Source organism: Clostridium sp. UBA4395 (assembly GCF_002390995.1).
Lineage (GTDB): Bacteria > Bacillota > Clostridia > Clostridiales > Clostridiaceae > Clostridium_J > Clostridium_J sulfidigenes.
Map to the genome: position 1 here is coordinate 76863 of NZ_DGRF01000054.1, position 15081 is coordinate 91943.

General features: G+C 31.6%; 6 protein-coding genes. All 6 read right to left on the reverse strand.

Annotation, left to right across the window (positions count from 1 at the left end; translation table 11 throughout):
- Positions 1 to 10 precede the first annotated feature (10 nt).
- Positions 11 to 1756: an ABC transporter ATP-binding protein gene (locus B2694_RS10070; RefSeq protein WP_346885620.1), complete on the reverse strand. Its 1746-nt coding sequence runs from the start codon at positions 1754 to 1756 to the stop codon at positions 11 to 13.
- 392 nt (positions 1757 to 2148) lie between these two features.
- A complete protein-coding gene (locus B2694_RS10075) occupies positions 2149 to 2307 on the reverse strand; it encodes a hypothetical protein (protein WP_167403122.1) in 159 nt (52 codons plus the stop codon).
- A 262-nt stretch (positions 2308 to 2569) separates the two neighbouring features.
- Positions 2570 to 3076: a GNAT family N-acetyltransferase gene (locus tag B2694_RS10080; RefSeq protein ID WP_346885621.1), complete on the reverse strand. Its 507-nt coding sequence runs from the start codon at positions 3074 to 3076 to the stop codon at positions 2570 to 2572.
- 97 nt (positions 3077 to 3173) lie between these two features.
- On the reverse strand, positions 3174 to 3587 hold the full coding sequence (locus tag B2694_RS10085; protein ID WP_346885622.1) for a hypothetical protein: 414 nt from the start codon (positions 3585 to 3587) through the stop codon (positions 3174 to 3176).
- A 154-nt stretch (positions 3588 to 3741) separates the two neighbouring features.
- Positions 3742 to 9888 (reverse strand): S8 family serine peptidase, encoded by a 6147-nt coding sequence (locus B2694_RS10090; protein ID WP_346885623.1) that lies wholly within the window; start codon positions 9886 to 9888, stop codon positions 3742 to 3744.
- Between the two features lie 262 nt (positions 9889 to 10150).
- On the reverse strand, positions 10151 to 14803 hold the full coding sequence (locus B2694_RS10095) for a cell wall-binding repeat-containing protein (protein ID WP_346885624.1): 4653 nt from the start codon (positions 14801 to 14803) through the stop codon (positions 10151 to 10153).
- Positions 14804 to 15081 lie beyond the last annotated feature (278 nt).

A 15081-nucleotide genomic window follows, 5' to 3' on the forward strand; every position in this document is an offset into this window, starting at 1 on the left:
TCTTTCTCTCTTAAAAGTTAGCCACATCTTCATCTGACAACTCTAAGAAATCTTTAAATTGAGTTTGATATATCTCAAAATACTTACCTTTTTTATTTAAGAGTTCTTGATGATTTCCTCTCTCTACTATCTTTCCATCCTCCATATATAAAATCATATCTGCATTTTTTACAGCTGATATTCTATGGGCAATGATAAAGGTAGTCTTCTTCGTGTCTCCATGATATAGATTTTTAAGCAATTGATACTCTGTTTCCATATCTAAAGCAGAAGTTGAATCATCTAAAATTAAAATTTTGCTATCTCTTATCAAAGCTCTAGCTATACATAATCTTTGCTTTTGACCTCCTGAGAGTCCAAGACCTCTCTCACCGATTAATGTGTCATATCCATCCTTAAGTCCATCTACAAATTCCTTTGCACATGCAAGCTCTACAGCCTTTTCTAGTTCTTCTTTAGTAGCATTGTTCTTACCATATCTAAGGTTATTCTCAATGGTATCAGAGAATAGAAAAGAATCCTGTGGAACTATAGAAATACTATCTCTTAAGGCTTTTAAGTTTACATCCTTAAGATTTATACCATCTAAAGTTATTTGTCCCTCTGTAGCATCATAGTTTCTTCCTAAGAGTGCCATTAATGTTGACTTTCCTGAACCTGTAGTACCCATAATAGCTACTGTAGATCCAGCTTTAATATTAAGATTTATATTATCTAATACATTCTTTTCTCCATAGGTAAAAGATACATTTTTAAGGGATAATTCACCTTCTATATTCTGTGGAACAATTCCCTCTTTAGAATTTTCAATAGTAGTGCTTACCTCTAAAATGTTGTTTATCTTTCCTGCTGAAGCCTTAGTTCTAGAGAATAGATTCATAAGCCATCCAAATTCTCTCATTGGCCATATAAGCATCCATAGATAACTAGTGAATGCTACCAATTGACCTACAGTAATCTTATTGTAGATTACTAAAATACCACCTACACAAGTTACAAGAACTACAGAAAGATTCCCTAAGAACTCCTCTAATGGGAAGAACTTAATCCATATCTTTGTATGTTCCATTTGTAAGTCAAAGTTTTTAGAATTGTATTTTAAGAATTTAAGAATTTCATGTTTTTCTCTTCCAAAAGCTTTAACTAGCTTAACTCCAGCAATATTTTCTTGTGCCGTAGTATTTAGCTCTGCAATGTGGTCACTTATTCTGTCATATACATCATCAATCTTCTTTTCAGATTTTATGGTGATATATGCTATTATTGGCATAGTAGAAAGAGCTACTAAGGTAAGTGTTGGACTTATCCTTAATAATAGAACTGAAGCTATACCAAAGTAGGCTATATTTTCTATTAAAAGTCTAAATCCAAAGCCCATAATGTCCATTATATTATCTGCATCTTCCCCAACCCTTGACATTAATTCACCGGTGTTTACTTTGTCAAAGTAAGAGAAGGACAGTCCTTCAATATGCTTAAATAAAGTTTCTTTTACTTCCTTAGAAATAGTTATTCCTAAATAATCAAATAAGTACTCCTTTAAATATCCAAAGAAAAACTTTATTAATGATATACATCCTATAATAAACAATATTTTATTTATAATTTCATAGTTTTTACCACGAAGTACATCATCTATAAATATTTCAGTTACATAGGGAATTGTTAAATCTGCTGAAATTACCAGAATCATTGAAACTATACCAAATATAGCTACCCCTAAATGATTTTTTACATAGCTCAAGATTTTTTTCACTTGAATCCCTCCTTCAATGTGGTTATTATTATTAACCTCTTATGTTTTAATGTGTAAAATTAGTATCTGCAAGCCACCTCTTAGTCATAATACTTCCTCCCTTTTGTCATATAATCCCCAATCATGTTAAACTCTGCTGTCTATAAATTTGCTATAGATATAATTAAAAATAAAAAAGTCATAGTCCTATACCTCTTGGTATATAGGACTATGACTTAAATCATCTATAGCGTGAATAATACTAAGGATTTAATCCTTAAATATTAAAATTCATTTTAGGCTTATGTATATCTTACTTATCTTAGTATAAATAATTGTATTAAAAGCCTTATAAATATATAAAAAGTCCCGGGTTACCCTAGGACTTTTCTCACAAAATAGTTTGTTAAAAATCAATCTTTTAAACCTATATTCTGAGGCAGGGTAATATTCCAAATATTAAATTGTAAAATGTGATTATATGCACCATTAATATTGCCAGCGCCAACATTGACTCTAGCATTAACTCTATTTCTATTCATTTCACTGATTACTAATAAATTGTTTAACATTTTCCTACCTCCTTTTTTAAAATTTATTTTCTAGTTTTATTTAGTTTTACTAATTTTTACTACCCTTTTATTATATACAATTACTATAAATAATGTCAATAACTTTTTCTAAATTTTTTGAATTTATAAAATATAACCTCTATTCAATATAACCTTATGAAAAATAGCCACTATTAAATAGTGGCTAAGAAATCAAAATTTTAAATGTATAAACCATATTATATATTAAAATTTTACCTATCATTTAAAATACAATTATAAATTAAAATTCTGATGCTAAATCAGTTAATGCTTTATCACATACTCTATATACAGTCCATTCATCCATTGGTATTGCACCAAGCTGCTTATAGAATTTTATTGATGGTTCATTCCAATCAATACACCACCATTCAAATCTACCACAATCTCTCTCTACAGCTAATTTAGCTAAGAATGAAAGAAGTGCTTTTCCCATTCCTTTTCCTCTCATTTCAGGTCTCACATATAAATCTTCTAAATATAAACCTGGTTTACCTGTGAAGGTTGAGAAGTTGTGGAAAAATAATGCAAAACTTACTGGTATACCTTCATACTCACCAATTACTACTTGAGCTGCCTTTCTAACAAATAATGATTCCATTAAAATTTCTTCAGTAGCAACTACTTCATTTAAAAGCTTTTCATAATCAGCTAATTCCTTTATAAATTTTAGAATTAAAGGTATGTCCTTCTCTTCAGCAAATCTTAAAGTATAATTTTCTACTTTAGTTTTTATTGTACCTTCCATGTTAAAAATCCCCCTATAATACATCTTTGTATTTTGAAAGTTAATAAACCTTCTATAATTATATTAACCCTTTACATAGGAGTTTGTAAATATGCTTTTATTTATACTTAGATAAGTCCCATTTGCTTGTAGTAGGTCTTTCCCTTATTTCTTTTGAAATATTCTTTGTTAATAACACAAAGAATACAAAGGATATTCCTGAAATTAAAAAATATTTCTTAACATATTTTTTATCTTCTTCAATAGTTGATTTAACAAAATTTACATCTAATTCTTCATATTCCTCTTTTTCATTATTAACCATGTACTCTAAAGTATCCTCTGCCTCTATTATTTTTATACCAATAAGTGCTCCATTTCCAGCAAACCATACCATTATACAAATAAGTATTGCAATACATCCATTTTTTAGTCCACTTTCAGATAATCTGTAGTTAATAAGTATATTTTTCACCATATAAATTACCGCTATGAAAACTAACAATATATTTAGTCCTGCTATTATATACATGATATCCCCCTTAACATTTTAATACAATTATACCATATATATAATAATATGAATATTAAATCATATTAAAAGACTGAAATAGTTAATTTGTCTATTTCAGTCTTTTGGTTTTATATTATAATTATATCTTCTTTTGTTTATTAGTTAATTTTAATTATTTTTTTCTTTTTAAAACTAGTGACCCAATTGCAACGGTAATTATACCTCCTAATGCCATTACACCACTTCCAACCATACCACCTGTTTGTGGTATCTTACCTGTTGGTTTGCTTGGAGTACCTGGATTACTTGGTTTTCCTGTACTTGGATTACTTGGTTTTTCTGGATTTTCTGGATTCTCTGGTTTTTCTGGTTTTTCCGGATTTTCTGGCTTTTCTGGTTTCTCTGTCATTTTATATTCTACTACTGCACTTACATTACCAGCTTCATCTATAGCTCTTACATAAATTGTTGCCTTTTCCTCAACCTTTACTGGTTCTTTATAGATAGTCCAAGTTTTATTGTTTAAGCTATATTCCATTTTTGCTGTATCTTTATCTGCTGCTGTTAATGTTACTAACCCATCCTTCTCTGTTATAACTGGAGACCTAGGTGCTGTTCTATCTGGAACTGTATACTGTGCTAATTCACTTATATTACCTGATTCATCTACAGCTCTTACATATATTGTTGCTTTTTCATCAACTTTTACTGGTTCTGTGTAAATAGTCCAGTTTTTGTTGTCTAAACTATATTCTATTTTTGATGTATCTTTATCTGCTGCTTTTATTGTTACTACACCTGATTTTTCAGTTATAATTGGAGACTTAGGTGCTGTTACATCTGGAGATGTATAGGATACTATGGCACTTACATTACCACTTTCATCAACAGCTCTAACATATATAGTCTCTTGTTCTTTTAATTCTACTGGTTCTGTATAGGTATTCCAGTTTTTATTGTCTAAGCTATATTCCATCTTCACTGTATCTTCATCTGCTGCTGTTAATGTTACTAAGCCATTCTTGTCAGTAATAACAGGAGCTTTCGGTGCTGTTATATCAGGCATTGTATAAGTTATTACCCCACTAATATTACCAGCTTCATCTATAGCTCTTACATATATAGTTGACTTTTCCGGTACCTGTACTGGTTCACTATATTCTTTCCATTCCTTACCATCTAAACTATATTGTATAACTTTAGTGTCTTCATCTGCTGGTGTTAATGTTACCAAGCCTTTTTCTTCTTTTATTTTTGGAACTCCTGGTGCTGTCCTATCTGGTACTGTATACTGTGCTACTTCACTTATATTTCCAGCTTTATCTATAGCTCTTACATATATTGTTGCTTTTTCATCAACTTTTACTGGTTCTGTATAGACAGTCCAGGTTTTATTATCTAAACTATATTCCATTTTTGTTGTATCTTCATCTGCTGCTGTTAATGTTACTAACCCATTCTCTTCAGCTATAGTTGGAGTTTTTGGAGGAGTAATGTCTATTTCTTCAACACTAGTCTTACCATCCTTTACTGTTACAAGGAACATCTTATTTACACCATCTGCTAAAACTTCTACTTTGTATGGCTCAGTTTTATCTACTAGATATAAATAAATATTTTCGTCTTCTTCATGTCCTTTTGTTATATTCCAATCCACACCATCAACCTTAACATTTGTTACATTAGGTGCTGAAATTGTTGCTATATAAGGAGTTAAGTCATTTATTCCTTTTAATGTGCACTCTTCTCCACCTTCACCTTTACCTATTGCTTGTCCTTTATCTGTTGCTGTAGCTTTTATTGTACCTTTTAATATGGTTATATCTTGTTTCTTACCACTATAACCACTACCTATAGCTGCACCATAACTACTTGAAGTTGCAGTAATGGTACCACCTTCAATATTTATAGTTCCAGCTTCACTTTTAGAGCCTCCACCTATGGCAGCACCTCTACTTGTAGTTGTAGCATTTACTACACCACCTGAAATATTTATTGATATTTTACCTTTAGCTGAAACACCTGAACCTATGGCTGCTCCAGCAGTTAAGGTACTCTTGCTATTTGATTCAGCGCTTAAACTACCACCTGAAACTAATATATTGTAATCTGTCTTACCCATACTACAATCACCTATAGTCGCGCCATTACTACAGTTAATTGCTTTAATTTCACCACCAGTAACTTTAATTGTTCCAGGTAATTTATCAATATTTTCAGCTCCTGATCCACTACCTATAGTTGCTGATCCATTATAGCTCTTAACATCTGCAATAGCTGTTACCTTACCACTACTTATATTTATATTAGTAGCAATACCTCCATATCCACCGCCTATGGCTGCACCTACTCCATAGGTAGTAGCATTAATAACACCATCACTTATATTTATTGTACCAGAATCCATAATTTCCTCTGAACTTCCGCCACCAATACATGCTCCATAATTATTTTTTGATGCTATTACGTTTAATGTACCCTTACCTAATATTTCAAGCTCTGTACCATAAGCTGCACTTATAATAGCTCTATCTGAGTACTCAGATACACTTGTAAGGGTATTATCACCTTTTAATGTTAAAGTATTCTTAGCTCCTTTAAATTCAATTGCATTTTTAAAGAATGAAGTTACTTTTGTATTGAAATTATTTATTACAAGGTCTACATTTCCCTCACAGCTTATGTCTACGCCAGAATATGGATTCATATTTGTATTTGTATTATTTCCAACAATAGATACTGATTTTGCTGTATCTTTTATTACAACTGTTTTATCTAATAAATCTACTGGAAGTTTATAATTACCATCATTATAAATTATATATGGCGCTTTTAATTCAGTAGTGAGTTCATCTTTATCTACAACTTTTAATGTAGTAGAATCTGTTTTTCCATTTACTGTAGAAACTGTAATTGTGGTTTCACCTTTAGTCAGAGCCTTAACATAACCAGTTTCACTTATTGTTGCAACATCTTCATTAGAAGAGGACCATGTTAAAGTCTTATCCTTTGAATTATAAGGATTTACTTTAGCACTCATTTGAAATTCTGAACCTTCTGCCAATTCAAGATTTCTATCCTTCAAGGTTACACTTTCAGGGGCAATATTTCCCTCAGATAATGCAATAGAATCAGTTTCTAGGAAATTCATAGCATAATCCACGGCTACGACTTTTACTGATTCCATATTTAAGTCACCTATCTTAAATATTTGTTCATATTCACTTCCTGTTTTATCTTTATCTAACACAATAATTTCTGTTAAAGGATCTCCTTTTTCATCTACTAATTGCATACCTTGTAAGTAATGATTATCTTTTAAAGTTATAGTTAGATATTTTACTCCATCAATTATTTGAATTTTTGTATTTATCAATTCTGGTTCTTGTGTATCAATTGTAACTGGGAATTTAATCTCTTGTAAATCCTTTTCATCTCCCCCTACTGGTATTCCACTTATTTTATAAGTATAAACTCCATCCTGAAGAGGCTTATTTCCCTTACTATTCATACTATCCCAACCAGCACCATCTACTGCATAGGTAATGCTACCACTATTTCCATCGTAGAAGGATTTAGTTTCTTTTCCAGCCTTATTTTTATAAACTTCATTGCCTTTGCTATCAGTTACTGTGTAACTTACTTCTTCTGCATTTCTCAATAATCCAACTACTGCATTTACAGAATAAGAGCCGTTAATATTTGGTCCTATAGCAATCTTATTTTCATCAGCTATTACAGGTTTATCCTTCCCATTGAAAAGATTTACCCCTAGGTAACTTCCTTTCCAAGTAGTTCTATTGAAATATCCAAGAGTAGTTTCATACATAGCTGCTGTTTCATCATCGTATAAATCGTTATCAAATATTGGTATAGCTTGCCAATCTCCATAGAAACCTACAAATGGCAAATTCAAATTAATCTTATCCGCATTTTCAGATATAAGTGTAACAAAACCATCAATGAAAGTTCCATTATTACAGACTTTTAAATCTTTCTTTGCACTATCAGTAAGTTTTAAAGAAATACTTATAGATTCTGTTTTTCCTCCATCTACTGTTATAATATTTCCCTCTACTCCTTCTAATGTAACACTTACCTTAGATGCATCTAATTCTTCAGAAGTTTGTGCAAAGAATTTCCCTTCATCTGTAGCCAATATTTTTTCTGTTAAAACTGTAGTATCTACAGTATACTTAACTGGCAAATCTGATGTGTTCTTTACACTAAATTTGAAAGAATATTCACCAGATGTACTATCACCCAATTCAGCCTTTGGTTTTCCATCACTTTCAATTAAGTATGCTGATGTTTTTACAGCACTATAAATATTAGCAACTCCAGAACCTTGTTTACGTGGTGAATATGCAACGCCATCTGGATCAGTTGCAGGAATTGCTGTACTCATCAACAATTGTGTTGCTAATAATTCTTTCTCCTTCATTGTTAAAGAAGGAAATTTTTCATTTATATATTGTCTCACTAAGCTAGAAGCACCAGCCATATGAGGGGTAGCCATTGATGTACCACTCATTGAACCATAAACTCCTCCTGGTAATGTAGAGTATATGTCTCCTCCCGGAGCTGTTATTTCTGGTTTTAATTTCAAATCTGGACTTACACCCCAAGATGAAAAGTCAGACATTTGACCTTTGGAAATTGAATCAAAGGCTTCCTTATATGATTTTGATATGGAAATGTTTTTTACTAACTGATTAACGAGAATTTCACCATGTTCCTTTGAAATAAAAATAGCTGGTATTTTACCATCAGTCTTCATATTTAATAGGTTTCCTGGAGCATTATCATAAACAATAATTCCTGATGCTCCTGCGGTAACAGCATTAGTCTCTTTCTCTGTAAAAGTTACGGTTCCACGTTTTACTAAAGCTATTTTACCCTTTACATCAACATTTTTAAAATCATCTACTGTGCCAATACCTGGAATAACTACATATTCTCCTGATTCGCCTTCAAGAGAATTAAATTCTTTACTATTTCCCTCATTTGCATCTGTATATCTTATTTTTGTTTCACCTGCTAATATATATGCTCCAGTTATTTTGCTGTTATTAATACTTGCAACTGATGTGGCAGCATTATAGGTTGATGGAGATCCCACCATAGAATTATCTGGATTAGATACTAATGGAAGATCTATTCCTAAATTAGAATTATAACTTGAGCTATAGTCATTTCCTGCTGCACACATTAAATTTATTCCTGCTTCTGCTACTCTATCATAGGTTTTATTAATTACCTCTTCAGCTTCTGCTGTAAATCCAGCCCCTGAGCCAAGACTCATATTAATTGCATCTGCACCTAATGCTACTGCATCGTTTAATGCTGCTAAAATATCACTATCTCTTGCCCCACTAGACTTATCACTAAATACTTTCATAATCATAAGTTGTGCATCTGGAGCAACTCCAGTTAAATTTTCACCATTAGCCCCTACTGTTCCAGCTACATGAGTACCATGACTTTGTAAATCCTTTACATCATTATCTTTATCTGCATAATCATAGGCAAAAGGAATCTTCTCACTTTTATATATCTTACCCTTTGCATTTGTATATTTAGAATTCATAAGGTCAGTAATTTCAGTTTCTGTGTACTTTATGTCTTCTGGACTATTTTTAAAGGCTTCGTGATTAACATCTAGTCCAGTGTCTAACACTGCAACAATTATATTTTTACCTGTATATCCTGCTTTATTAGCCTCAGTAGAACTAATAATTTCACTACTATTTTTCATAGTTGGTTCATGCCCAACTTCTGGTTCTGGTAAATAGTGAATTGTTGAAACAAATGCATTTTTTACTCCTTTAACTCCCTTAATGGTATCTAAATCACCGTATTTAGCAGTTACGGAAAATCCATTCATTACCACAGTGTATTCTTGTTCCACAACTATAGGAACTTCTTTCAAAATTCTTTTCGTTACAACTTCTTGTTCTTTCAATAATTTGTTATTAATTCTTTGAGATTTTGCTGACGTGATAAAAGATGATACATTATCAGATGTCTTCTCTGCTGAATAATATTCAATTAAAGGCTTGTCCTCTAATTCAACAATAATAGTTACCTCATCATCAGATTTATATAGTGAATTCAATTCACTGCCTGACTGAGAATCTGTTATAGTACTTAATATTGTTTTTTCCCCTCTAGTAATTGAATGCGCTCTACTGACATCAATATGCAATTCATTATTATCTGCATATGCTACAAATCCATTTGTAGTAAATACAGAAGTGGTCATTACGCTAATAGTAAAAATTCCTGCCATGATACGCCTTAACCTATCACTTTTCATACATATCCCCCCTATACATTTTTAATGTAAATTTTTAAACTTACAAGAATATTTTAACATTTTATTCATTTATTTCAAGAAGATTATTTCTTTGTATTTCTCACTTTTACTACAAAAAAATATTTATATCTTATGCGATTTATATTTTGAGATTTTTAAACATATATGTGTACTAAAATATAAATAATTGCAATATATTCATATTTTACATAAAAAATATCCTAGGCATTACTACCTAGGATATTTTACTATTATCTTTATTTTACTTATTATTTATTCTATTTACTAAATCTTGCACAGCAGTTTTACTAACTTCTCCACCAACTTCTACTACTTTCTTAACTAACATCTTATCTGCTAAAGACTTTTGTTTATCAGATAAATTAGAATTAGTTATTATAACTGGTGAACCTGTTTTAGCTGCTAGAGGTGCAACTACTAGAGAATCTACTAACTTCATACTTTCAGTTACATACATATTTTTTTGCTCTTTTGCAAATAATTTTTCTGTAACTAATGCATTAGTTTCGTATCTATCTGCTCCTCCTATTCTATTTTTAGCTATATCCTCAGATGTGATTTTATTTAAATCTTTCATAACTGAGTTCTTAACTACACCTTCTCCACCTATAACATAAGCTGATTTAAGTTTCTGATTTTTAAGCCATGATAATACTTTCTCAGGAATCTTTTTAGCTTCAACTAATATTATTGGAGTCTTATCTGTAGCTGCTTTAGATGAAATAGTTAATGCATCTGCTGGAGCATATCCACCTACTACATAGATATTTTCAACATTCTTTTGTCTATCTATCTGTGTAGCCACTGCTAGTGAAGTTTCATATCTATTTGCTCCACCTAATCTTACTACATCAATTCCCATCTTAGCCATCTCTTTAACTGTAGCTTCAGATACAACACCTGTTCCCCCTACTACATAAACCGTTTTAACACCTAATCTCTTTAATTCAATCTTTGTAGCTTCAGTTAATTTACTAGCTTCAGTTAATAGTATTGGTGCATCGTAGTTTGCTGCAAGAGGTGCTGCTACTAAAGCATCAGCATATGCTATTCCATTAGCTATTACAGCCATATCAGACTTTTTCCAACCAGTCTTACTAACTTCTACTGCTGTTGCATATCTATCTTTTCCATATAATCTACCACTAGACTCAACAATCTTTTTAACCTTTTTAATAGTTATTTCCTTAACGGTTGTATTTCCTGCATCATCTATAGCTTCAACAGAAATTTTATTTTCACCTTCAGCTAATTTTACTTCATAAGCTAAATCATATTTAGCACTTTCTAAATCATTAAAGTATGACCAATCTGGTGCTATTGTTTTAACAACATTACCATTTACCTTAACTTTTAAGCTTGGTAGGTTATCGTTTATTTTACCAGAAATAATTACTGAATCTTTAGTAGTTTCAGATGGTACAGCTTCAAGGTTAACTACTGGTGCTGTAGTATCTACAAATATTTTATGAGCAAATTCTATTTTATTATTTGCAGCATCTCTAGCAGCAACCATAATGCTATGATATCCATCTTTTAATTCTACTTCAGTTGAGAAATTCCAAAGACCACTATGAGTATCAAAGGTTAATGGTACATTCTTTCCATTTACAGTAAACTCTGCTATAGCTGAAGCATCCTTTACAGTACCTTCAACAACTACTTTACCACTCTTTGATACTCCAAAGAATTCTGGTCCTTCAACCATCACTGTAGGAATTGTAGTATCTCCTTGTGCTGCTCCTGTAGGCTCCTTATATTCTCCTGTAGTTGCTTCTGTTACTTTAGTAGACGTTTTATTTTGTGCATAATCATAAACTTCTACAGAACACTTTTTATAATCCAACTTGCTTAAATCAAATTTTCCTGTTGCATTTTCTTCTACTGCTTTACCATCACTAATAAGTACATATTTATAAACATGTCCCTTATTATTATCTTCTGCAATTACTTCTAGTTGTTTAGTATCTTTATCATAATTAACTTTATTAACTGCAGGTGCCTTTGTATCAACATTTACCTTAAAGTCAAAGTTTTGCCATTTAGCATTATCATAATCTACTTTTGCTTTAACTCTATAAGTATATGCACCATCTGCAACTACCTTATTGTTAACAGTTCCATCCCAAGTAGCATCTTTGCGGATACTATACTTATCGTATTTTCCATCATGGTAATGCTTTCTTACATTGAAATCTTGAGTTAAATTTCTTATAACTTTTCCATCTTTATCTAATACTTCTATATCTAATTCCTTCATATTTCTTAAATAAGAAATAACAGGTAATATTGCATCATTTGCACCATCACCATTTGGTGAGAACGCAACTTTATTACCATCTGTATTTTTACCTGATAAATCTACACCTAGGAAATCTAAATCACTATTTACTATAGATGTAACTCCATAGAAAGAATCTCTTTTTGTTTCATAGATTGATGCATCTATAGCTGGAGCTTTATCCCACGCTCCCTTAAATCCTAGATATGGAATACTTAAAGTTGGGTTTGTATCTGTAGGATCAGATAAAGTTACAAATCCCTCAACATATCCACCATTTACAAAAACATCTTCAATGGATGCTTTATTAAATGCTGTTATAGTATTGCTTAAATCCACAGTAGCAGTAAGTTGAGCTTTTCCATTTTTAGCTACTTTAATTGTATTATTACTAAAAGATATTGGGAATTTTTTAGTATCTTTATTAATTATATTTTGTGCTTCTAGAAGTGTATATCCTTTATACATTAAATCTGTTTGAACAGTACCTGCCACATTATAAGTTAATTCTTTGTCACTAAAGTTCTGAACTTCTATAGTAAATGTAGCTTTATTATCTTTAATTTCTTTTAAATTAACCTTACATTCACCAGTAGTTGTATCTGTAACTATAGCTGGTGTAGTAGTAGACGCTTGAAGATCCATAATTCCAGCACCCTGTCTTCTAGGTGATGTATAGTTAGGTCCTGCAACAACTCCTTCTGCCTGATTTGCTCCATTGTCTACATGAGCTACAGCTGTACTCATCATTAACTTTTTAGCCATTTTAGCTCTTGCTTCACCAGTTAATTTAAAGTCTTTATCTACTCTTTGAAGTACTAATGCTGATCCACCTGCTACATGTGGTGAAGCCATAGATGTACCACTCATGTTTCCATATTTATTATTATTAAGTGTTGACCATATATTACCACCAGGTGCAGTAATTTCAGGTTTAAACTCTAAATCTGGAGTAGTTCCCCAAGATGTAAAGTCTGACATGCTTCCTTTAACTGTATTAGGAACTGATATAGTATTACCATTTGCTACAACCTTAACTTCTGAAGTTTTTAGTTGTGTAGCAATTTTAGCACCAAATGAATTTCCTATAAACAACGCTGGAATTGTACCACCCTCTGGATACATCATGCTTATAAGTCCTTCTCCACCACTAGCATTATTATAAACTATAACCGCAGTAGCACCTGCTGCTTCAGCATTAGCTATTTTATCTGTAAAATTATAACCACCACGCTCGATCAAAGCTAAATTACCTTTTACTTCTGCTGGGAAGTGTTCTGGTAATCCCCCTAATCCACAATCTACAGCTTTAAGTTCTTTCCCTTTAAATACAGATAAAATATCTGTTCCTGATGAAGTATATGGAGCTATATTCTTTTCTCCACCAATTGAAAATTCTAGTCCATATCCAGTAACAACATTGTTTTCTATAGATGCAACTTGAAGAGAATCTGTCGCTAACCCTGGAGAACCAACAACACCGTAATCAGGATTCTCAGCATATGGATTATCATGCCCATTTCCAAATACATTAGAGTTTCCTGCTGATATTGCCATAACTACACCATTATCTACAGCTCTATTAACAGCAACTTGTTCTAAATCTGTATCATCTACAAAGGATGCTGTTGAACCTAAGCTCATATTAATAACATCTGCGCCAAGAAGTACTGAATCATCTATAGCCTTAACTATAACATCACCAAAAGTAGAAGCCATAGCTGGGTCATTACCAAATACCTTCATAGCAAGAATTTGTGCTTCCGGAGCAACTCCCTTAATTCCATCCTTGCTAGTATCTCCATTAGCTCCTACTGTTCCTGCAACATGCATTCCATGCATTGAAGCATCTGGACCTAAATCTAAGATTTCTTGATTATTATCCATGTAGTTGTATCCATAAGGAACCTTTGAGGTTCTATAGGTACCTGGTAATTTCTTTTCCTTAGATATAGCTTGTACTTCATCTGCTTGAAGTTCAGCTTTATTTTTATCTGTAAGAACCATATCTTTATGTGTTGAATCCACACCAGTATCAATAACTGCTACTACTGTACCTTCTCCATTGTATCCACTAGCCCAGGTTTGCTCCGTTTTTATGATTTCACCACTATTATTCATCATAGGCTCTGGTCTTTCATATTCATTAGCAATAGTAACTGACTTAATTCCAGCCATACTTTCAAGATTTTTAGCTTGTCCTAATGTAGTTTTCATACTAAATCCATTAGCTACATTAGTAAAGCTATTTATAACTTCAAATTTAATTCCTTTAGAACTGATTTTACTTTGTAATGATCGTTGTTCTTTTAAAACTTGGCTTTGAAGTTTACCAACTTCAAATTTACTCATTTCATCAAGTTTTATCCCCTTTTTAGTAGCCTTTTCAAGTACTGCCTCACTGTCTAACTCTACTATAACTCTAACTTCATCAGAGTCTTTAATTGTTTGAAGTGCTGGCTCTTGTTTTATCTGAGCCTGTAATACCATTAGTTTTTCTTTACTTTCTCCCAAAGACTTAACTAGTTCATTAGGAGCAGCAAACGCTGTCATTGTTGAACCTAACACTAAAGATAGAGCTAGTCCAACAGATATGCCCTTTTTAAAGTTCATTAAATTACCCCCTTGATATATAATTTTCTTAACCTTATGTGATATGTATATAAACTTATTAACTTATGTTAATTATTTTATATACTTTTAAGAATATATTAACAGTATAAGAATTTATTTCAATAAAAAAATTATCTGATTTTTCTTCCATAAACACTAATATATTACATAAAAATACTTTTTATTGATTTTTTATCCATATACTCTGTATTTTTTCAACATGTAAATCCATAATAATCCAAATATCTACATTATTTCAAAAATAAAGTATAACAAAA